Source organism: Microbacterium esteraromaticum (assembly GCF_014084045.1).
Taxonomy (GTDB): domain Bacteria; phylum Actinomycetota; class Actinomycetes; order Actinomycetales; family Microbacteriaceae; genus Microbacterium; species Microbacterium esteraromaticum_D.
The window spans coordinates 92,035-113,351 of record NZ_CP043732.1 but is presented as its reverse complement, the minus strand read 5'-3'; the positions used below and the strand labels follow the sequence as shown (position 1 = coordinate 113,351).

The following is a 21,317-nucleotide window of genomic DNA, read 5'->3' as shown; positions in this document are numbered from 1 at the left end:
GCGCAGACCTGACCGAATCGCGCCGACGAGGCGCCCGAACCCGAGAGCCGTCTGTTAGCGTGTGGCCACCGACCGGCCACAGACCGTGACAGGCGGCGCGTCGATGGAGATGCCACATGGAAGACTGGACACAGACCCTCACCGCCGGACCGCTGCTGCTCATCGCGGGCGGCGCGATCGCCCTGATCCTCATCCTGATCATCGGCTTCAAGCTGCACGCCTTCCTCACCCTCGTGATCGTGTCGCTGCTGACGGCGATCGTCGCCGGCATCCCGCTCGAGCAGGTGATCACCGTCTCGCTCGGGGGCTTCGGCAGCACACTGGCCAGCGTGGCGCTGCTGGTGGGACTCGGCGCCATGCTGGGCAGGCTCATCGAGCATTCCGGCGGGGCGCATGCGCTCGCAGACAGATTCGTGCAGGTGTTCGGCGAGAAGCGCGCGCCGCTCGCGCTCGGCGTGGCCTCGCTGATCCTGGGCTTCCCGATGTTCTTCGACGCTGGACTCATCATGATGCTGCCGATCATCTTCGCGATCGCACGACGCGTGTCAGGCACGAACGTGCTGCTCTTCGGCTTCCCCGCCGCGGCGGCGTTCTCGGTGATGCACGTCTTCGTGCCGCCGCACCCGGGCCCGGTCACCGCGTCGGCCGCCTACGAGGCCAACATCGGCCTGGTGCTGCTGGTGGGTCTGCTCGTCGCCCTCCCGGTCTGGTACCTCTCGGGCTACCTCTGGGGCAGGTTCGTGGGCAGTCACTGGATCCTGCCCGTTCCGTCGCTGTTCGGCGGCGAGGACCCGGATCAGCCCGCCGACCCGCCCAAGGTCTCGACGATCATCATGCTGCTGCTCCTGCCTATGGCCCTGATCTTCCTGAACACCGGTCTGAGCACTCTCGGCAGCGCGGGAGTGATCGACGCCACCGAGCTCTGGGCGCAGGTGCTCATCTTCATCGGCCAGTCGCCGGTCGCGCTGACCATCACCGTGCTGGTGGCGCTGCTCGTGCTCGGCTGGCGGCGCGGTGAAGAAGGCAGCGCGCTCGAGAAGATCATCGACTCCTCGCTCGGCCCGATCTGCTCCGTCGTGCTGATCACCGGCGCCGGCGGCATGTTCGGCGGGGTGCTGCGCTCGTCCGGCATCGGCGACGCGCTGTCCGACACTCTGAGCGGCATGGGGCTGCCGGTGATCGTGGCGGCCTACGTCATCGCCGCGGTGCTGCGCATCGCGCAGGGCTCGGCGACGGTCGCGCTCGTCACGGCTGCCGGACTCGTCGCCCCCGCGGTGCTGGGGGGAGGCTTCAATCCGCTCGAGGTCGTCGCGATCACTCTCGCGACCGCAGCAGGTTCCGTGATCGCGAGCCACGTCAACGACTCGGGTTTCTGGCTGGTGGGTCGCCTGATGGGAATGGACGTGAAGACCACTCTCAAGACATGGACCGTTCAGCAGACCATCCAGTCGCTGCTCGCGTTCGCGATCGTGCTGGTGGTGTACCTGGTGGCATCGCTCGCCTAAGCGGCGCCCGGTGCGAGGAGCGGTCAGTCCTTGCGGTAGCCCGAGCGTCCCAGCGAGAACATCGCGGCGAACGACGACACGACGCCGCAGACGGCGATCGCGCCGATGACCCAGAGCAGGACGTGCGAGAGGAAGGCGGCATCGAGCATGCCCACAGCCTATCGGCCTTTCGGGTAGGATGGAGGAGTTCCTCGGCGAGGGAGCGCGTTCGTGCGCGCATCCGTTATCGACGCGGTGACGTGAGCACGGTGGTCGGCTGGATGATCCAGCCGCGCAGCGTCTCGCATCCTCGTGTCCGCTTCCGAGGTTTCCGAGACCATGACCATCGCGCGGCCCCGTCCCGCGTGCCTGAAGGAGAACAACATGTCTGACGAGAACAAGGTCGTCGCCGAGATCCGCAGCAGCTTCGGCAAGGGCTTCGCCCGCCGTCTGCGCGCAGCCGGCAAGATCCCCGCGGTGATCTACGGCCACGGCACCGACCCGGTGCACGTCGCGCTGCCCGGGCACCAGGTGTCGCTCATCATCCGCCGCGCGAACGCTCTGCTCGACCTCGACATCGACGGCACCTCGCAGCTCGCCCTGGTCAAGGACGTGCAGAAGGACCCGGTGCACCAGATCATCGAGCACATCGACCTGCTGGTCGTGAAGAAGGGCGAGAAGGTCTCGATCGACCTCCCGGTCGTCGTGACCGGTGAGTCGTTCGCAGGCACCATCGCCAACCTCGACGCGACCACCCTCGCGGTCGAGGCGGAGGCCACCCACATCCCCGAGAACGTCGAGGTCTCGGTCGAGGGCCTCGAGGAGGGCGCGCACATCACCGCCGCCGACGTGAAGCTGCCCAAGGGCGTCACGCTCGTCGCCGACCCCGAGACCCTCGTGGTCGCCATCTCCGTCCCGGCCGCCCCGGTTGAGGACGAGGAGTCCGCTGAGGCTCCCGCCGAGGCCCCCGCCGAGGAGGCCGCCGCGGAGTGATCCGCTGACGATCCGGACGGAGGGGGCGCGAGCTGATCGCGTCCCCTCCGTCATATCCGCTCGAGAGGACACGCATGACCACGACCTGGCTGATCGTCGGCCTCGGCAACCCCGGCCCGCGCTACGCGGCGACCCGTCACAACATCGGGCAGATGGTCGTCGACGAGCTGGCCGACCGACGCGGCGAGCGCTTCCGCGAGCACAAGGCCGGCGCGCGGGTGGTCGAGACCCGTCTGCGCCCGGGCGGAGACCGCATGGTGCTGGCGAAGCCCAACTCGTACATGAACACCTCGGGCACTCCGGTCGCGGCCCTCGCGCGGTTCTACTCGGTCGAGCCCGGGAACGTGATCGTCGTGCACGACGAGCTCGACATCCCGTTCGACAGCATCCGCATGAAGATCGGCGGAGGGCACGGCGGGCACAACGGCGTGCGCGACATCGCGCGCACGCTCACCACCCCCGACTTCCTCCGCGTGCGAGCGGGCATCGGCCGCCCGCCCGGACGCCAGGATCCCGCCGACTGGGTGCTCGCGCCGTTCGGTTCGGTCGAGCTGAAGACACTGCCCATCTTCATCTCCGACGCGGCGGATGCCGTGGAGCAGCTGGTCGACGACGGGTTGCTGGCCGCGCAGCAGCGCCACCACTCGCGCTGAGCCTCAGACCATCGGGCCGAAGGCGATCCCGTTGCCGATGCCGAACATGAGCGTCACGGCGAGGAAGAAGAGCACCGGCCCAATCGCGGCGATCACGATCGCCGCGATGCCCATGCCACGCCCGCGCCGGCGCGCGACCGCGATGATCCCGCCGACGACGGCGAAGAGCCCGAGCGCGGTGCCCAGCCAGAACATGATCTCAGCCCACAGCGTCTCGGCGCGAGCGGGGGAGAGGGCGGCGACCACGAAGTCGCCCGCCACGCTCACCAGGTCGTTCACCGACACGAGCATCCCGATCCGCAGGGCGAGCGCTCCGGCGACGATCGGCGCGACGACAGCCGCGATCAGCGAGGCGACGAGCGCCAGTGCACCCGTCGCCCGTGAGGGGGCCGTCGCCGCAGGCGCGGAGTAGCCGCCGATCGGCGCCTGATACCCGCCTACGGGAACACGGTAGGCACCAGGCGGCGGCGCCTGCGGCAACGGAGCAGCCGGCGGAACCGGCGGCGGGACGAACGGCTCTGACATCTCGCTCCTCAGACGCGGCGCAGCAGACCGACGCGCTCGTACACGTCGGCGAGGGTCGCATCCGCGACCTCGTCGGCCTTCGCCGCGTTCACGGCGAGCAGCCTGTCGAGCTCGGCGGGGTCATCGAGCAGCGCGTTCGCACGCTCGCGCACGGGCCCGAACTCGCTGACGACCACCTCGGCAAGGTCCTTCTTGAAGTCGCCGTATCCGCGCCCCGCGTACTCGTCCTCGATCGAGCCGACCTGCCGGCCGGTGAGGGCGGCGTAGATCGTGAGCAGGTTCGACACACCGGGCTTGCCCTCGCGGTCGAAGCGCACCGAGCCCTCGTTGTCGGTCACGGCGCGCATGATCTTCTTCGCGGACGTGGCCGGGTCGTCGAGGAGCCACAGCACGCCGGCGTCGCTCTCGGCCGACTTCGACATCTTCGACGTGGGGTTCTGCAGGTCGTAGATGCGAGCAGTGTCCTTCTGGATGACAGGGGTCGGCACGGTGAACGTCTCCCCGAACCGGCCGTTGAACCGCTCGGCGAGGTCGCGGGTGAGCTCGACGTGCTGCTTCTGGTCGTCGCCGACCGGCACCAGCTCGCTCTGGTAGAGCAGGATGTCGGCGGCCATCAGCACGGGGTAGGTGAACAGGCCGACCGAGGTGGAATCCTGTCCGAAGCGCTGCGACTTGTCCTTGAACTGGGTCATGCGCCCCGCCTCGCCGAATCCGGTGATGGTGCTGAGGATCCAGGCGAGCTCGGCGTGTGCGCGCACGTGCGACTGCACGTACAGGGTCGACTTCGACGGCTCGATTCCGGCGGCGATGTACTGGGCGGCGGTGCGCCGGGTCTTCTCGCGCAGCTCTTCGGGGTTCTGCGGCACCGTGATGGCGTGCAGATCCACCACGGAGAAGAACGCGTCGTACGAGCTCTGCATCTCACGCCACTGCAGGAGCGCTCCGATGTAGTTGCCGGCCTGGAGGGAGTCGGCGGAGGGCTGCATTCCTGAGTAGAGGCGTGGTTTCGTCACGGGTCAATCCTACGGGTGCCGGATGGCCCACTCGTGGCCGAGGGGGTCAGTAGGTGTAGTCGACGATCACGGGGGCGTGATCGCTCCACCGCTCGGCATAGGTCGCCGCGCGGGCGACGGTGTAGCCGGTCGCCCTCGCGGCCAGCGGTGCCGTCGCCAGATGGTAGTCGATGCGCCACCCGCTGTCGTTGTCGAACGCCTTGCCGCGCATCGACCACCACGTGTACGGACCCGGCACCTCGCCGTGATGGGCGCGGCCCACGTCGACCCAGCCGAGACCTGCGCCCCCTCCTTCGGAGGCGTAGGCGCGGGTGTCGCTCAGCTGACCGACCATGCCGCGGCCGATGCCCTCCTGACCGGTGACGACCTCCCCGGCGGCGCCCAGGAAGCGGTCGAAGTAGGCGCGCTCACGCGCCAGGAAGCCCGACTTCTTCACGTTGCCCTTCCAGTTCATGATGTCGAACGGGCGGTGACCGACGTTGAGGTCGCCGGTGATCAGCGCGTGCGCGTCGCCGCTGCCGAGCTGCGCCATGCGCGCGCCCATCGCGTCGAGGAACTTCCACTTCTCCTCCTGCTTGGGGGTGTCGGCCTCGCCGGTGTGCACGTAAGCGCTGACCACGGTCAGCGGCAGAGCGCCGATCTCGAAGTCCGCCTCGATCCAGCGGCCGGCGGAGTCGAAGTCATCGGCGCCCAGTGCGGTGCGGGAGGCGAGAGCAGGGGTGCGGCTGAGAACGGCGACGCCGGCACGACCCTTCGCGGTCGCTTTGTCGTGCACGATCTGCCAGTCGGGGAAGGCTGCGCTCAGGTGCTCGTCGTCGGCGCGCACCTCCTGCAGCGTCAGGATGTCGACGTCCGCCGACTCGAGCCAGGCGTGCATGCCGTTGCGCACGGCCGCGCGGATCCCGTTGACGTTGACAGAGGCGATACGCAGATGGGGCATGTCGACCAGCCTAACGACGGGTCCGGACATCCCGTCGCGGCAGTGCAGGTCGATCGTGGAGGGGTCGGGGGAGGGCATCCCGATCCAGCAGCGGCTCGTCGCGATCGTCTGCACTCAGCGCGATCCACGACGCCGCCAGCAGGATCACGGCGGCTATCAGCCGGCACCACAGCAGAAGACCCACCATCACCGCGAACGTCGCGAGCAGCGGGTTTCCGGGCGTATGTGCGAGCAGCAGTCCTGCGCCGAGCTGAAGCACGGCGACCGCGACACCTCCGATGACCGAGCCGGGGGCGATGCGACGCCAGCGGATCGTCGTTCCGGTCAGGAACCGCACGAGCGCGGCGATCGCCGTCACGTCGATCACGACGATCACGAGCACCGACGACGCCGACACCAGGGTGGTGAGGGTCGCACTCGGCACGTCACGGCCGAGCATCTCGAACAGAGCCCGCAGCGCCCAGACGCCGCCGACGCTGATCGCCGCGCCCAGCAGCAGGCTGATTCCGAAGACCGCGGCCGCGGCCGCATCGCGCAGCTTGAGCAGCACGTAGCTGCGCGAGTCGAAGGGCAGGGCGAAGATGCCCCGCACCGCGCGGCGGGTGAAGGTCACCGCGCCCACCGCGGTCCACAGCACGACCGCAACGGCGATGGCGCCGGTGAGTGTGAACGTTCCGGCCGCGGAGCCTGCGACGTCGCGCACAGCCTCTGGGGTGAGGATGCCGTCAGGACCGATGAGACCGGGGATGTAGCTGTTCACGGCCCGGATCATCGCGTCGACCGCGACATCGCTGCCTCCCACCCAGACGCCTGCTCCCGCGAATGCGACGTACAGCAGCGCGAACAGGGCGAACAGGGCCTGATACGCCATGCCGGCCGAGAGCAGGAAGCCGTTGCGGCGCAGGAAGTGCCGCCATACGCGCACCGGGAACATCCCGGCTGCCCGGCGCCCCCAAACAGCGGCGCGCCCGGCTGAACGAGTCAGTCGGGCGCGCACGGTGCTGGCTGCGCTCAGCGGGCGCCGCCGCGCAGGACGGCCTTCTTGACCTCGGCGATCGCCTTGGTGACCTCGATGCCGCGGGGGCACGCTTCGGTGCAGTTGAAGGTGGTGCGGCAGCGCCACACGCCCTCCTTGTCGTTCAGGATGTCGAGTCGCACATCTCCCGCGTCGTCGCGCGAGTCGAAGATGAAGCGGTGCGCGTTCACGATCGCCGCCGGACCGAAGTACTGTCCGTCGGTCCAGAAGATCGGGCACGACGAGGTGCACGCGGCGCACAGGATGCACTTGGTGGTGTCGTCGAAGATCGCGCGGTCGGTGATCGACTGCACGCGCTCCTTGCCCTTGTCAGGGGTCGAGTTCGCGATGAGGAACGGCTGCACCTCGCGATAGGAGGCGAAGAACGGCTCCATGTCGACGATGAGGTCCTTCTCGAGCGGCAGGCCCTTGATCGCCTCGACGTAGATCGGCTTCGAGATGTCGAGGTCCTTGATCAGCGTCTTGCAGGCCAGGCGGTTGCGGCCGTTGATGCGCATGGCATCCGACCCGCAGATGCCGTGCGCGCACGAGCGGCGGAACGACAGCGAGCCGTCGACCTCCCACTTGATCTTGTGCAGCGCGTCGAGCACGCGGTCGGTCGCGTACAGCTCGACGTCGTAGTCGACCCAGCGGGGCTCCTCGTCGACCTCGGGGTCGAAGCGGCGGATGTTGAAGGTGACCAGGAAGGACTGCACTCCCGAGTCGTTCGCGGCGTCGGCGGGTGCCTCTACGACATCGGTCATGATCAGTACTTCCTCTCCATGGGCTGGTAGTTCGTGACGACCACGGGCTTCCAGTCCAGCTTGATGTGATCGGCGGCGTCGGACGAGTGCGCATCGCCGACGAGGTAGGCCATCGTGTGCTTCATGTAGTTCTCGTCATCGCGCTTCGGGAAGTCGTCGCGCATGTGGCCGCCACGGCTCTCCTTGCGGTTGCGGGCGGCGTAGACGACGACCTCGGCGATGTCGAGCAGGAAGCCCAGCTCGACGGCCTCGAGCAGGTCGGTGTTGAACCGCTTGCCCTTGTCGTCGACGTGGATGTTCCTGTAGCGCTCGCGCAGTTCTTCGATGACGCCCAGCACGTGGGTCAGCGACTCCTCGGTGCGGAACACCTGGGCGCCCTTGTCCATCTCGTCCTGCAGCTTCTTGCGCAGCACCGCGATGCGCTCGGTGCCCTGGTTGTTGCGCAGGCCCTCGACCATGTCCTTGACGAAACCGGCAGGGTTCTCGGGCAGCGGCACGAACTCGGCGGTCTTGACGTACTCGACGGCGTTGCGGCCGGCGCGCTTGCCGAACACGTTGATGTCGAGCAGCGAGTTGGTGCCGAGGCGGTTCGAGCCGTGCACCGACACGCATGCGCACTCGCCGGCGGCGTACAGACCGGGCACGACGGTCGAGTTGTCGGAGAGCACCTCGGCGTCGTTGTTGGTCGGGATGCCGCCCATCGCGTAGTGCGCGGTGGGCATCACGGGTACGGGCTCGACGACCGGGTCGACGCCCAGGTAGGTGCGGGCGAACTCCGTGATGTCGGGCAGCTTGGTCTCGAGCACCTCGGCGCCCAGGTGGGTGCAGTCGAGCAGCACGTAATCCTTGTGGGGGCCGGCGCCGCGTCCGTCGAGCACCTCCTGCACCATGCTCCTGGCGACGATGTCACGAGGGGCGAGGTCCTTGATCGTGGGGGCGTAGCGCTCCATGAAGCGCTCACCCGACGCGTTGCGGAGGATCGCGCCCTCGCCTCGGGCGCCCTCGGTGAGCAGGATGCCGAGGCCGGCGAGGCCCGTCGGGTGGAACTGGAAGAACTCCAGGTCCTCCAGCGGCAGGCCCTTGCGCCAGATGATGCCGACGCCGTCACCGGTGAGGGTGTGCGCGTTCGACGTGGTCTTGAAGATCTTGCCGAAGCCGCCGGTCGCGAAGATCACGGCCTTGGACTGGAAGACGTGCAGGTCGCCCGTGGCGAGGTCGTATGCGACCACGCCGGCCACCTGCGTGGCGCCGGCGGCGTCCTTCACGGTGATCAGGTCGAGCACATAGAACTCGTTGAAGAAGTTGATGCCGAGCTTGACGCAGTTCTGGAACAGCGTCTGCAGGATCATGTGACCGGTGCGGTCGGCGGCGTAGCAGGCGCGGCGCACAGGGGTCTTGCCGTGCTCGGCGGTGTGACCGCCGAAGCGGCGCTGGTCGATCTTGCCGTCCGGGGTGCGGTTGAACGGCAGGCCCATGTTCTCGAGGTCGATGACAGCGTCGATGGCCTCCTTGGCGAGGATCTCCGCAGCGTCCTGGTCGACGAGGTAGTCGCCGCCCTTGACCGTGTCGTAGGTGTGCCACTCCCAGTTGTCGTCCTCGACGTTCGCGAGGGCAGCCGCCATGCCGCCCTGCGCGGCGCCGGTGTGCGAGCGCGTGGGGTACAGCTTGGTGATCACGGCGGTCCTGGCGCCGGGGCCGGCCTCGATGGCCGCGCGCATGCCCGCGCCGCCGGCGCCGACGATGACGATGTCGAACTGGTGGTAGTGCACCCCGTCGCGCACGACGGAGTCAGAGGTCTGCGTAGTCAATGATCTGCCTTCTTCGCTTACTTGCCCAGTGCCTGGCAGGTCTCCCACATCGAGCCGTCCTCGAGGACGCCCGCGCAGGGGTCGAACGTGAACACCACGAGGGTGCCCAGGATGATGAGGAGCGCCGCCGCCAGGCCCAGCGCCCAGACGAGCGCCTTGCGGGCCTTCTCGTTGGTGACGTAGTCGTTGACGATGGTGCGCATGCCGTTCGCGCCGTGGATCAGCGCGAGCCAGAGCATCAGCACGTCCCACCACTGCCAGAAGGGCGTGGCGAACTTGCCGGCGATGAACGCGAAGTCGAGCTGGTGGATGCCCTCGTCGACCATCAGGTTGACGAACAGGTGGCCGAAGATCAGCACGACGAGCAGCACGCCGGAGCCGCGCATGAACAGCCAGCCCCACTTCTCGAGGTTGACTCCGCGCTGGCGACGGGCTGCGGGAGCAGCGGTCTGCGTGGTCATCAGTGACCCCCTCCGAATCCGGCGAACGCGAGCGACAGGTGGCGGGGAACGAAGCCGAGCATCACCACGGCCCAGAGACCCAGCACGATCCAGAACAGCTGGCGCTGGTACTTCGCACCCTTCGACCACAGGTCGACGACGATGATCCGCAGGCCGTTGAAGGCGTGGAACGCGATGCCGGCGACCAGCACCACCTCGCCGAACGCCATGATCGGGTTCTTGTACGTGCCGATCACCGCGTCGTACGCCTCGGGCGAGACGCGGATGAGCGAGGTGTCGAGGACGTGCACGAGGAGGAAGAAGAAGATCGCGACGCCGGTGATGCGGTGCAGCACCCACGACCACATGCCTTCGCGGCCTCGATACAGTGTGCCGCGCGGAGACCTCGACGTGGTCTCCGAAATCGACGGTGTCAAGCGTGTGCTCGTGGACACGTCGTCCTCCCTGATCGATGAGACGTCGTGCATGCATCCGGGCACGCCCGACCTCATTCATCCTATTCCTGTCAGCTGGCTGAGTGCGACGAAGGGGACCCTTAGCCGCTCCCGGTAGGTTTGGGGCATGGCGCGAATCGACGACTTCTACGCGGTGATCCCGGCCGGCGGGATCGGCAGCAGGCTGTGGCCGCTCTCCCGGGCCGATGCCCCGAAGTTCCTGCACGACCTCACCGGCTCGGGGCACTCGCTGCTTCGCGACACATGGGACCGCCTCGTGCCGCTCGCGGGGGAGGACCGCATCGCCGTCGTCACGGGCCGCGCGCATCGTGCGGCCGTCGAGGCGCAGTTGCCAGGCATCCCGGATGCGAATGTCTTCCTCGAGTCCGAGCCGCGGGAGTCGGCGGCGGCCATCGGCCTCGCCGCCGCGATCCTGCATCGGCGCGACCCCGACGTGATCATCGGCTCCTTCAGCGCCGACCATGTGATCCGGGGCACGCGGGTGTTCGAGTTCGCTGTGCGCGACGCGGTCGAGGTCGCGCGGGAAGGCTACATCTGCACCATCGGCATCACCCCGACCGAGCCCGCGATCGGCTTCGGCTACATCGAGAAGGGCGCCGAGCTCGTCGTCGACGGCGCCAGGGAGGCCGCTCTCGTCGAGCGCTTCGTGGAGAAGCCCGATCTCGAGACCGCCAAGGCGTACGTGGCCGACCGCGCGCACCTGTGGAACGCGGGCATGTTCATCGCGAAGGCGAGCGTGCTGCTCGACGAACTGCGCGAGAACGAGCCCGAACTGCACGCCGGCCTCATGGAGCTCGCCGAGGCGTGGGACGACCGCGACCGCCGAGGGCCTGCCGTCGATCGCCTCTGGCCCAGGCTGAAGAAGATCGCGATCGACTACGCGGTCGCGGAGCCGGCGGCAGAGCGCGGCAGGCTCGCGGTCGTGCCCGGGCACTTCGACTGGGACGACGTCGGCGACTTCGCCTCGCTCACCAAGCTCATCACCAACGGGCGCAAGAACGACCTCGCCGTGCTCGGTCCGCGTGCGCGGGTGCTCTCGGATGCGGCGAGCGGCATCCTGGTGTCGCAGACCTCGCGCGTGATCAGCCTGGTCGGAGTGCAGGACATCGTCGTCGTCGACACCGACGACGCGCTGCTGGTGACCACTGTCGAGCACGCTCAGCGAGTCAAGGGCGTCGTCGAGTCGCTCAAGCTGACCGGTCGCGGCGACGTGCTCTGAACGCGCCCTGTCGGGCATGGCCAAGACCGCTCGGCGGTCATCATTGCGGATTTGTAACCTTTCGCCAGCACAACCGGGGCGGGCGTGCACGAATCCCGTAACACTGGGTAACCTCGATCGATCCGCGATGTCCGCGGAGATCACCCGGGAGGCATGAGTGTCCATCTCCATCACCAAGAAGCTGCTCGGCGTCACGGTCGCCGCCGGCGTCGTCCTGAGTCTCGCCGCCTGTGGCCAGGCTCCTGCTGAGAAGCCGGCGGGCGACGGCGACAAGCCCGCCGCGTCCGACTTCCTGCCCTGCATCGTCTCGGACATGGGCGGCTTCGACGACAAGTCCTTCAACCAGCTCTCGTTCGAGGGCTCGGAGAAGGCGGCGGAGGAGCTCGGTGTCGAGCTCAAGGCTGTGCAGTCGAACGCAGAGACCGAGTACGGCCCCAACGTCACGAACCTCGTCGACGAGGGATGCAACGCGATCGTCGCCGTCGGCTTCGCGCTGTCGGCCGCGACCGTCGAGGCCGCGACCGCGAACCCCGACGTCGACTTCATCCTCGTCGACGACGCGGCTGACAACGACTTCAACGGCGAGAAGGACGCGGAGAACGTCAAGCCGCTGCTGTACAACACGGCTGAGGCCGCGTTCCTCGCGGGCTACCTCTCGGCCGGCTACTCGAAGACCGGCAAGGTCGGCACCTTCGGCGGCATGGAGTTCCCGACCGTGACGATCTTCATGGACGGCTTCAAGCAGGGCGTCGACCACTACAACGAGGTCAAGGGCACGGACGTCCAGGTCGTCGGCTGGGACGGCAAGACCGGCTCGTTCACCGGCGGCTTCGAGGCCAACCCCGACGCCAAGCAGGTCGCGGTCAACATCCTCAACCAGGGCGTCGACGTCATCCTCCCCGTCGGCGGACCGATCTACCAGTCGGCACAGCAGGCGATCAAGGAGTCCGGCAAGGACATCGCGCTGATCGGCGCTGACGCCGACCTGTTCGTCACCGACCCGTCGACCGCAGACGTGGTGCTCACCTCGGTGCTCAAGGCCATGGACCTCTCGACCTACGAGGCAGTGCTCTCGAGCGGCGAGGACGAGTTCGACGCAGAGGCGTACGTCGGCACGCTCGAGAACAAGGGCGTCGGCATCGCCGAGCTGCACAACTTCGCCGACAAGGTGGACGCGGCGCTGCAGGACGAGGTCACGCAGCTCCAGCAGGACATCATCGACGGCAAGGTCGAGGTCACCTCGTACCTGAGCAAGTAACGCTCCCGAATCGGGGAGGTCGGCGGATGCCGGCCTCCCCGTTTCTGCCTGAATAGGATCAACACATGAAGCTTGAACTGCGCGGCATCACGAAGAGGTTCGGCGCGCTGACAGCCAACGACCACATCGATCTCACCGTCGAGGCGGGTGAGATCCACTGCCTCCTGGGTGAGAACGGCGCCGGCAAGTCGACGCTGATGAACGTGCTCTACGGCCTGTACCAGGCCGACGAGGGCGACATCCTGCTGGACGACGTCGTCCAGCACTTCGCCGGCCCCGGCGATGCGATGGCGGCAGGCATCGGCATGGTGCACCAGCACTTCATGCTCATCCCCGTCTTCACCGTCGCCGAGAACGTCATGCTCGGCCACGAGCAGACCACTTTCGGTGGCAGGCTCGACCTGAACGCCGCTCGCGCGAGGGTGCGCGAGATCTCAGATCGATTCGGCTTCGACGTCGACCCCGACGCGGTCGTCGAGGAGCTGCCGGTCGGCGTGCAGCAGCGCGTCGAGATCATCAAGGCGCTCTCGCGCGAGGCGCGCGTGCTCGTGTTCGACGAGCCGACCGCCGTGCTCACCCCGCAGGAGACCGACGAGCTCATGGCGACCATGCGCCAGCTCAAGGATCAGGGCACCTCCATCGTCTTCATCACCCACAAGCTCCGTGAGGTGCGCGAGGTCGCCGACCGCATCACCGTCATCCGTCTCGGCAAGGTGGTCGGCGAGGCGTCGCCGACCGCGTCGAACGAGGAGCTCGCATCGCTCATGGTCGGCCGCGCGGTCGAGCTGACCGTGCACAAGGGCGAGCCGGCGGTGCGCGGCAACGGACTGACGGTCACCGATCTGACCGTCACCGACCCGGCCGGGACCGTCGTCGTGGACGGAGCCTCGTTCGAGGTGCACGGCGGCGAGGTGCTCGCGATCGCCGGTGTGCAGGGCAACGGGCAGACCGAGCTGACCGAGGCGATCATCGGCCTGCAGGACAACGTGCGCGGCAGCATCCGACTCGACGGCCAGGAGCTGGTCGGGCGGACGGTGCGCCAGATCCTGGATGCCGGCGTCGGCTTCGTGCCGGAGGACCGCAGCGTCGACGGGCTGGTCAAGGAGTTCTCGATCGCCGAGAACCTCATGCTCGACCGCTCCCACGGCGCTCCGTTCGTGAAGGCGGGAACCGTGCAGCGCTCGGATCTGAACGACTTCGCGCAGGACAGGATCTCCGAGTTCGACATCCGCACCCAGGGCCCGCATCAGGCCGCCGGACGACTCTCCGGCGGAAACCAGCAGAAGGTCGTGCTCGCGCGCGAGCTGAGCCGAGACCTCGCGCTCTTCGTCGCGGCGCAGCCCACTCGAGGCGTCGACGTCGGATCCATCGAGTTCATCCACAAGCGAGTCATCGAGACGCGCGACGCAGGCGTCCCCGTGATCGTCATCTCCACGGAGCTCGACGAGGTCGCAGCCCTCGCCGACCGCATCCTCGTCATGTACCGAGGGCGCATCATGGGTATCGTGCCGGGCGACACGTCGCGCGAGAAGCTCGGTCTGATGATGGCGGGCATGTCCGAGACGGCCGCTGCGACATCGGCGAGCCCGATCACCTCCACGAACGGAGAGAGCGCATGCGATGCACTGAGCGACCGGAGGGAGACGAAGTGAGCGCGACCCAGACGCCGGCCCCCCAGCCGTCGGCACCCCTCGCCGAGCCCGAGACCAAGATCGCACCGTCGCGCTGGCAGACGACGCTGCAGGCGATCGTCACGGGCAACGGCATCATCTCGCTGCTGGCCGTGCTGCTCGCGGTGCTCGTCGGCTCGATCATGATCGCCGCCACCAACGAGGAGGTGCAGACGGCCTCCGGCTACTTCTTCGCCCAGCCCGCCGACACCTTCGCGGCGATCTGGGAGGCCGTGACCGGCGCGTATGCCGCGCTGTTCCGCGGTGCGATCTACAACTTCAACGCCGACACGTTCGAGAAGGGCATCCGCCCCCTCACCGAGACGCTGAAGTTCGCGACCCCGCTGATCGCGGCCGGCCTCGGAGTGGGCCTCGCGTTCCGCGCGGGACTGTTCAACATCGGCGGTCAGGGTCAGATGCTGATGGCCGCGGCCGCCGCGGGCTACGTCGCCACCGCGATGGACCTGCCGATGGGCCTGCACCTCGTCGCCGCGATCGTCGCCGGACTCGTCGCCGCGGCGATCTGGGCGGGGATCGCGGGCCTGCTCAAGGCCCGCACCGGTGCGCACGAGGTGATCACGACGATCATGCTCAACCACATCGCCTTCTACCTGCTGGCATGGATGCTCGCAACGCAGGGTCTGCTGCAGGCGCCTGGCTCGAGCAACCCGAAGACGGCGCCGATGGCAGAGACGGCCGTGCTGCCGCAGCTGCTCGGCCCGACATACAAGCTGCACGCCGGCTTCCTGCTCGCGCTGGTCGCCGTCGCGTTCACCTGGTGGCTGCTGGAGCGCTCGTCGCTCGGGTTCCGCTTCCGCGCGGTGGGTGAGAACCCCTCGGCGGCGAAGGTCGCCGGCATCGACGTCGGACGCATGTACTTCGTCGTGATGCTCATCGCCGGGGCGCTGGTCGGCATCGCCGGCGTCAGCCAGGTGCTCGGCACCGAGGTGCGCGGCTTCAGCGGCGGCATCGACGCGGGCATCGGCTTCGACGCCATCACGGTCGCTCTGCTCGGGCGCTCCTCGCCGATCGGGATCCTGTTCGCCGGTCTGCTGTTCGGCGCGTTCAAGACCGGCGGCTTCACCATGCAGTCCTCGCAGGGCATCCCGGTCGAGATCATCCTCGTCGTGCAGTCGCTGATCGTGCTCTTCATCGCCGCGCCGCCACTGGTGCGCGCGATCTTCGGCCTGCCTCAGCCCGGCCGTCCCAGCCGCAAGGCCAAGCGGGTCGCGAAGGCCCGCCGCAGCGAGACCGAGGGAAAGAGCGAGACCGAGGGAAAGAAGGTGTCGGCATGAGCCTCACCACGCACGTGAACGATGCGCCGCAGAGCGACATCGACCAGCCGCGCGTCGTCGCCGTCGTCTCGTGGAAGGCGCCGGTCATCTTCGGCCTCTTCACCGTGCTCTTCGCGCTGCTTCCGCTGCTCGTGCCGCGCCCAGGCATGACCACCTTCCGGCTCGCCGAGCAGAACGCGGCGATCGCCGTTCCGGACGTGCTGCTGCCTGCGACGGCCACCGCGTGGGTCGCCGTGCTGCTGCTGGCGCTGTGCACCGGCTACGCGGCGATGACGGTGCTCGCGCACCGTCGCCTGCCGCTCTGGCTGATCGTCGTGTACGTCGCCGTGCTGCTCATCGGCTTCCTCGCGTGGGCCGGCGCCGGCGCGACGCTGCCGATGATCGGTCTGCTCGCGGGTGCGCTCGCGCTCGCCACCCCGCTGATCTTCGGCGCCCTCGGCGGCGTCATCGGCGAGCGGGCGGGCGTGGTGAACATCGCGATCGAGGCGCAGATGCTCGCGGGGGCCTTCACCGCAGCGATCGCCGGATCGCTCGCGGGCACACCGTGGGCGGGTCTCGTCGCCGCCATGCTCGCGGGCGTGCTCGTCGCGCTCGTGCTCGGCGTCTTCACCATCACCTACTACGTCGACCAGGTGATCGTCGGCGTGGTGCTGAACGTGCTGGTGATCGGCATCACGACCTTCCTGTTCCGTCAGGTGCTGGCCCCCAACACCGAGACCATGAACAGCCCGGACACCTTCTCGGTGGTGCCGATCCCCGTGCTCAGCGAGATCCCGCTGATCGGCCCGATCCTGTTCCAGCAGTCGTTCATCGTGTACCTCATGTACGCGGTCGTCGCGCTGGTCTGGTTCGGCCTGTACCGCACCCGCTGGGGCCTGCGGCTGCGCGCAGTCGGCGAGCACCCGCAGGCGGCGGACACGGTGGGCATCAAGGTCGCGGCGACCCGCTATCGCGCGGTGCTCCTCGGCGGCGCCGTCGCGGGCCTGGGCGGTGCGTTCTACACGCTCGTCTCCGTCCCGCGGTTCAACCAGGAGATGACGGCCGGTGCGGGCTTCATCGCCCTCGCCGCGGTGATCTTCGGAAAGTGGGACCCGATCCGCGCGACCCTCGCCGCGCTGCTGTTCGGCTTCGCCACCAACCTGCAGGGCGTGCTCAGCGTCATCGGCTCTCCGGTGCCCAGCCAGTTCATGCTCATGCTGCCGTACGTCGTGACGATCTTCGCCGTCGCCGGTCTGGTCGGACGCTCCCGGCCGCCTGCGGCCGACGGCGAGCCGTACATCAAGTCATAGGAGAACACGTGACCGACATCGATTGGGACGAGCTCAGACAGGTCGCCACCGAGGCGATGCAGAAGGCCTACGCGCCCTATTCGCGGTACCGGGTCGGCGCCGCCGCCCTCGTCGACGACGGGCGCATCGTCGCGGGATGCAACGTCGAGAACGCCTCGTACGGCGTCGGTCTCTGCGCCGAGTGCGCCCTCGTCGGCGACCTGCACATGTCGGGCGGCGGCCGTCTGGTCGCGTTCGTGTGCGTCAACAACGACGGGCAGACGATCATGCCGTGCGGTCGCTGCCGTCAGCTGCTGTTCGAGCACTCCAGCACCGAGATGCTGCTGGAGACCGTCTCGGGCATCCGCACCATCGACGAGGTGCTGCCCGACGCATTCGGGCCTCGCGATCTGGAGGAGGCCCGATGAGCGGCCAGGCACAGGGAGGCGTCGAGGCCTTCGACGCGATCGACGTCATTCGGGCCAAGCGAGACGGCGGTACGGTGCCCGAGAAGGCGCTGCGCTGGATGGTCGACGCGTACACGCGCGGCTACGTCTCGGACGCGCAGATGGCCTCGTTCGCGATGGCAGTGTTCCAGCAGGGCATGCAGCGCGACGAGATCCGCGTGCTGACCGACGCGATGATCGCGTCGGGGGAGCGGATGAGCTTCGCCGCCCTGGGCAAGAAGACGGTCGACAAGCACTCCACGGGCGGTGTGGGAGACAAGATCACACTGCCGCTGGCGCCGCTGGTGGCCGTGTTCGGCGTCGCCGTGCCGCAGCTCAGCGGCCGCGGCCTCGGTCACACCGGCGGCACGCTCGACAAGCTCGAGTCGATCCCCGGATGGCGGGCAGCGCTCAGCAACGACGAGATGTTCGCGCAGATGCAGAGCGACGTCGGCGCCGTGATCTGCGCCGCGGGTTCCGGCCTCGCCCCCGCCGACAAGAAGCTGTACGCGCTGCGCGATGTGACGGGCACCGTCGAGGCGATCCCGCTGATCGCCTCGAGCATCATGTCGAAGAAGATCGCCGAGGGAACCGATGCCCTCGTGCTGGACGTCAAGTTCGGCAACGGCGCCTTCATGCAGGACATCGACCGCGCCCGCGAGCTGGCGCGCACGATGGTCGAGCTCGGCACAGACTCCGGTGTGGCGACCACGGCGCTGCTGACCGACATGAACGTGCCGCTCGGGCTCGCGATCGGCAACGCGAACGAGGTTCGCGAGTCCGTCGAGATCCTCGCCGGCGGCGGTCCCTCCGATGTGCGCGAGCTGACCCTCGCCCTTGCGCGCGAGATGCTCGCCCTGGCAGGGCAGCCCGACGCCGACGTCGAGGCGGCCCTCGACGACGGCCGGGCGATGGACAGCTGGAAGGCGATGATCCGCGCGCAGGACGGCGATCCGGACGCCCCGCTGCCGACGGCACGGGAGACGCATGTCGTCACGGCCGACCGCGACGGCGTGGTGACCCGCATGGATGCGCTGCCGTTCGGCATCGCCGCCTGGCGTCTGGGGGCAGGACGCGCACGCGCGGAGGACCCGGTGATCTTCGCCGCCGGCATCGACCTCGCCGTCAAGCCGGGCGAGAAGGTCGTCGCGGGGCAGCCGCTGTTCACCCTGTCGGCCGACGACGAGGGCCGCTTCGCCCGCGCACTCGAGGCGCTGGACGGCGCCTACGAGATCGACGCCGACGCCTCACCCCGCCTCTCCGACGCTGTTTCGGCTCAGGCGGCGGGCTCAGGGGTCGCGTCGCGCAAGCCGATCGTGCACGAGCGCATCACCGCCTGAACCCGGAGGACCACATGAAGACCGACGAACTGCGCGCTCTGCCGAAGATCTCGCTGCACGACCACCTCGACGGCGGCGTGCGTCCTGCGACCATCCTCGAGCTGGCCGACGCCTCGGGCATCGCCGCCCCGGCGAAGGACCCCAAGGCGCTCGGCCGCTGGTTCGCGCAGCAGAGCGACGCGGGCTCCCTCGTGGAGTACCTGAAGACCTTCGAGCTGGTCACCTCCGTCATGCAGTCCGAGCGGGCGCTCACGCGGATCGCGCGCGAGTTCGTCGCCGATCTCGCCGCCGACGGCGTGATCTACGGCGAGATGCGCTGGGCGCCGGAGCAGCATCTCGCCGGCGGCCTCAGCCTCGACGACGCGGTGCGCGCCGTGCAGCGAGGCATCGAGGAGGGCGAGGACGAGGCGGATGCCGCCGGTCGCAGCATCCGGGTCGGTCAGATCCTCTCGGCGATGCGTCAGAACGACGGGGTTCGGGAGATCGCCGAGCTGGCCGTCCGTCACCGCGAGGCAGGCGTGGTCGGCTTCGACATCGCCGGTCCCGAGGACGGCTTCCCCGCCTCTCAGCACCGGGCCGCCTTCGACTATCTCGCCGGCGAGTTCCTGCCTGTGACCGTGCACGCCGGCGAGGCGGCAGGCCTCGCCTCGATCCGCTCGGCGCTCATCGACGGACGCGCACTGCGTCTCGGTCACGGCGTGCGCATCGCCGAGGACCTGCAGGTGATCGAGCGCGAGGGCGACGAGGTGCAGGTGCAGTTCGGCGACCTGGCACGCTGGGTGCGCGACCGCGAGATCCCCCTCGAGCTGTCGCCGTCGTCGAACCTGCAGACCGGCGCGGTCGCGCAATGGGGCGACGAGCTCGCCGACCACCCGTTCGACCTGCTCTACCAGCTCGGCTTCTCGGTGACCGTGAACGTCGACAACCGCACCATGAGCGGCACCTCGCTGACCCGCGAGCTCTCCCTGCTGGTCGACGCCTTCGGCTATGACCTCGACGACCTCGAGGCGTTCCAGTTCAACGCCGCCTCGGCGGCGTTCCTGCCGGTCGAGGAGCGCGAGGAGCTCGTCGAGATGATCGCCGAGGGCTTCGAGCGCTGAGCTGCCGATGAGCTCGGTCTTCATCGCCGGCCCCGCGTCGTGGAACACGCTGGTCGTGCTCGATCGGCTTCCCGAGCCGGTGCCGCATATGCAGTTCGCCGAGGATTCCTGGGAGACCCTCGGCGGCACCAGTGCGGGCAAGGCGCTGAGCCTCACGGCGCTGGGGCGCGACGTGCTGCTGTACTCGGCGGGCGCGACGGATGACGCGGGCATGCGTGTGCGGACGATGCTGGCGGATGCCGGGGTGCCCACCCTGTGGGTCGATGGTCCTGTCACTGAGCGGCACCTGAATCTGATGACACGGGCGGGCGGGCGCGTGTCGCTGTACCTGGCATCGCCGCCGCCGACCGACGGCGCTTCCGATGCCGCGGTCGAGGCCAGGATGAGGGCATCCGACGTCCTCGTCCTCGACCTCGCCGCCGAGCCGCTGCGCCTGCTGCCGCTCGCACGGGGAACCGGACGCCCGATCTGGGTCGATGTGCACGACTACGACGGCGAGGCGGAGTTCCACCGTCCGTTCCTCGCCGCCGCCGACGCGGTGTTCTGCAACGCGGATCGGCTCGACGACCCGGTGGCCTTCCTGCGCTCGCGCGTGGCGGCCGGGGCGTCGCTCGCGGTGTGCACGCTCGGCGCCGACGGCGCCGTGGCGGTGGACGCCTCAGGAGCCGTGCACCGGGTCGAGGCCGTGCCCGTCGACGTCGTGGACACGAACGGCGCGGGCGACGCGTTCCTGGCCGGCGTGCTCGACGCGCACCTCTCGGGCGCGGCGCTGCCGGTGGCGCTCGAAGCCGGAGCCCGCTCGGCATCCGCCGCGCTGGGCTCCAGGCACCTGCATCCGCTGCTCGACGACTGAGGTCAGCGCAGCCTCACCGCGAGCGCACCGACGAGCTCCGTGATCCGGGCTCGTGCGTCATCGCCGGAGATCGATGGCGTCCCGTCGCCGGCCTGGGGGCCGTACGCCCCGAAGGACGCATGCGATGCGCCGTCGATCTCGACCAGATCCGCGTCCGCGGGAAGCAGATGCCTGGCGTCGGCGATCTTCTCGGGCGTCGAGAGTCCGTCCTCGCTTCCCGACAGACTTAGGACGGGCATACCCGAACCGGACAGATCGTTCGCGCAGTAGGAGGCGAACAGAGCCAGCGCACGGGCATCCGGTGCCAGCTGGCACGCGCGCACCCCGCCCAGCGAGTGCCCTCCGACGATCCACGACTCGATCTCGGGGGCCGCCGAGGTGAAGGCGTCCAGTCCGCGGGGGTCGAAGAACGCCAGATTCAGCCAGGGCCGCGTGATCACCACCGTGACGCCGTGTTCGGCGGCGAGATCCTGCAGGGTGGCGATGTACCCCTCCGGCTGCACCTTCGCGCCGGGGATGAAGACCAGGCCCACCTCGGAGCGGCCGTCGGCGGGGGTCAGGACGATCCCCTCCGGCGCCTGCTCGATCGTGAGCGCGGGGTTCTCCTGCGCCTCGGCCAGGGGACCTCGCTCAGCGGTCATCACGCCGACCTGGGTCCAGATGAGGGTCGCGGCGACGACCAGCACCACGAGCGCGACGAGTGCCCACAGGCTCCTGCGGATGATGCGCTTTGCGCGCGTGACGGGCATGGTCCGAG

Annotated in this window: 22 protein-coding genes; 12 read left to right on the top strand and 10 right to left on the bottom strand. The window is 68.8% G+C overall.

Annotated features, from left to right (window positions below; all coding sequences use genetic code 11):
* The first annotated feature begins 116 nt into the window (after positions 1-116).
* Complete coding sequence (locus FVO59_RS00555; RefSeq protein ID WP_182253652.1) at positions 117-1,505, top strand: GntP family permease; 1,389 nt, start codon at positions 117-119, stop codon at positions 1,503-1,505.
* A 23-nt stretch (positions 1,506-1,528) separates the two neighbouring features.
* Here the strand turns inward: FVO59_RS00555 and FVO59_RS16305 are convergent, their stop codons facing one another.
* Entirely contained in the window at positions 1,529-1,654 is a 126-nt protein-coding gene (locus FVO59_RS16305) for a hypothetical protein (RefSeq protein ID WP_259363333.1), read from the bottom strand.
* Between the two features lie 214 nt (positions 1,655-1,868).
* On the opposite strand from FVO59_RS16305, the gene FVO59_RS00550 reads away from it, so the two are divergent.
* Together FVO59_RS00550 and pth are read left to right on the top strand one after the other, a co-directional pair.
* The gene (locus FVO59_RS00550) at positions 1,869-2,477 is read left to right on the top strand and encodes a 50S ribosomal protein L25/general stress protein Ctc (protein ID WP_182253651.1); all 609 of its coding nucleotides are present in this window, start codon (positions 1,869-1,871) and stop codon (positions 2,475-2,477) included.
* Between the two features lie 74 nt (positions 2,478-2,551).
* The gene (pth, locus tag FVO59_RS00545; protein WP_182253650.1) at positions 2,552-3,130 is read left to right on the top strand and encodes an aminoacyl-tRNA hydrolase; all 579 of its coding nucleotides are present in this window, start codon (positions 2,552-2,554) and stop codon (positions 3,128-3,130) included.
* A 3-nt stretch (positions 3,131-3,133) separates the two neighbouring features.
* Here pth and FVO59_RS00540 read toward each other — a convergent pair whose 3' ends face one another.
* From FVO59_RS00540 to sdhC, 8 genes are all read right to left on the bottom strand, one after another.
* On the bottom strand, positions 3,134-3,655 hold the full coding sequence (locus FVO59_RS00540; RefSeq protein WP_182253649.1) for a hypothetical protein: 522 nt from the start codon (positions 3,653-3,655) through the stop codon (positions 3,134-3,136).
* A gap of 8 nt (positions 3,656-3,663) precedes the next feature.
* Complete coding sequence (trpS, locus tag FVO59_RS00535) at positions 3,664-4,668, bottom strand: tryptophan--tRNA ligase (RefSeq protein ID WP_182253648.1); 1,005 nt, start codon at positions 4,666-4,668, stop codon at positions 3,664-3,666.
* 46 nt (positions 4,669-4,714) lie between these two features.
* Positions 4,715-5,608 (bottom strand): exodeoxyribonuclease III, encoded by an 894-nt coding sequence (locus tag FVO59_RS00530; protein ID WP_182253647.1) that lies wholly within the window; start codon positions 5,606-5,608, stop codon positions 4,715-4,717.
* Between the two features lie 10 nt (positions 5,609-5,618).
* Positions 5,619-6,542, bottom strand: coding sequence for a YihY/virulence factor BrkB family protein (locus FVO59_RS00525; RefSeq protein WP_182253646.1), 924 nt, complete (start codon positions 6,540-6,542; stop codon positions 5,619-5,621).
* Between the two features lie 77 nt (positions 6,543-6,619).
* Positions 6,620-7,387: a succinate dehydrogenase iron-sulfur subunit gene (locus tag FVO59_RS00520; protein ID WP_182253645.1), complete on the bottom strand. Its 768-nt coding sequence runs from the start codon at positions 7,385-7,387 to the stop codon at positions 6,620-6,622.
* Positions 7,388-7,389: 2 nt separating this feature from the next.
* A complete protein-coding gene (sdhA, locus tag FVO59_RS00515) occupies positions 7,390-9,195 on the bottom strand; it encodes a succinate dehydrogenase flavoprotein subunit (protein WP_182253644.1) in 1,806 nt (601 codons plus the stop codon).
* A gap of 17 nt (positions 9,196-9,212) precedes the next feature.
* Complete coding sequence (locus FVO59_RS00510; protein WP_182253643.1) at positions 9,213-9,656, bottom strand: succinate dehydrogenase hydrophobic membrane anchor subunit; 444 nt, start codon at positions 9,654-9,656, stop codon at positions 9,213-9,215.
* Entirely contained in the window at positions 9,656-10,060 is a 405-nt protein-coding gene (gene sdhC / locus FVO59_RS00505; protein WP_524538374.1) for a succinate dehydrogenase, cytochrome b556 subunit, read from the bottom strand. Before sdhC ends, FVO59_RS00510 begins: the two co-directional genes overlap by 1 nt.
* A gap of 157 nt (positions 10,061-10,217) precedes the next feature.
* Between sdhC and FVO59_RS00500 the strand changes: the two genes are divergently transcribed.
* From FVO59_RS00500 to FVO59_RS00460, 9 genes are all read left to right on the top strand, one after another.
* Positions 10,218-11,330, top strand: coding sequence for a mannose-1-phosphate guanylyltransferase (locus tag FVO59_RS00500; RefSeq protein WP_182253642.1), 1,113 nt, complete (start codon positions 10,218-10,220; stop codon positions 11,328-11,330).
* Positions 11,331-11,487: 157 nt separating this feature from the next.
* Entirely contained in the window at positions 11,488-12,588 is a 1,101-nt protein-coding gene (locus tag FVO59_RS00495; RefSeq protein WP_182253641.1) for a BMP family lipoprotein, read from the top strand.
* 65 nt (positions 12,589-12,653) lie between these two features.
* Positions 12,654-14,240, top strand: coding sequence for an ABC transporter ATP-binding protein (locus FVO59_RS00490; RefSeq protein WP_182253640.1), 1,587 nt, complete (start codon positions 12,654-12,656; stop codon positions 14,238-14,240).
* The gene (locus tag FVO59_RS00485) at positions 14,204-15,553 is read left to right on the top strand and encodes an ABC transporter permease (RefSeq protein WP_182253639.1); all 1,350 of its coding nucleotides are present in this window, start codon (positions 14,204-14,206) and stop codon (positions 15,551-15,553) included. The genes FVO59_RS00490 and FVO59_RS00485 overlap by 37 nt, the downstream gene beginning before the upstream one ends.
* A complete protein-coding gene (locus FVO59_RS00480) occupies positions 15,550-16,842 on the top strand; it encodes an ABC transporter permease (protein WP_182253638.1) in 1,293 nt (430 codons plus the stop codon). The genes FVO59_RS00485 and FVO59_RS00480 overlap by 4 nt, the downstream gene beginning before the upstream one ends.
* Before the next feature lie 8 nt (positions 16,843-16,850).
* Positions 16,851-17,249 (top strand): cytidine deaminase, encoded by a 399-nt coding sequence (locus FVO59_RS00475; protein WP_182253637.1) that lies wholly within the window; start codon positions 16,851-16,853, stop codon positions 17,247-17,249.
* Positions 17,246-18,607 (top strand): thymidine phosphorylase, encoded by a 1,362-nt coding sequence (locus FVO59_RS00470; protein ID WP_259363328.1) that lies wholly within the window; start codon positions 17,246-17,248, stop codon positions 18,605-18,607. The genes FVO59_RS00475 and FVO59_RS00470 overlap by 4 nt, the downstream gene beginning before the upstream one ends.
* Positions 18,608-18,621: 14 nt before the next feature.
* On the top strand, positions 18,622-19,707 hold the full coding sequence (locus FVO59_RS00465; protein ID WP_182253636.1) for an adenosine deaminase: 1,086 nt from the start codon (positions 18,622-18,624) through the stop codon (positions 19,705-19,707).
* A 7-nt stretch (positions 19,708-19,714) separates the two neighbouring features.
* Positions 19,715-20,560, top strand: a complete 846-nt coding sequence (locus tag FVO59_RS00460; RefSeq protein WP_182253635.1) for a carbohydrate kinase family protein — start codon at positions 19,715-19,717, stop codon at positions 20,558-20,560.
* Positions 20,561-20,562: 2 nt separating this feature from the next.
* On the opposite strand, the gene FVO59_RS00455 is transcribed toward FVO59_RS00460, so the two are convergent.
* A complete protein-coding gene (locus FVO59_RS00455; protein WP_182253634.1) occupies positions 20,563-21,309 on the bottom strand; it encodes an alpha/beta hydrolase in 747 nt (248 codons plus the stop codon).
* Positions 21,310-21,317: the final 8 nt, after the last annotated feature.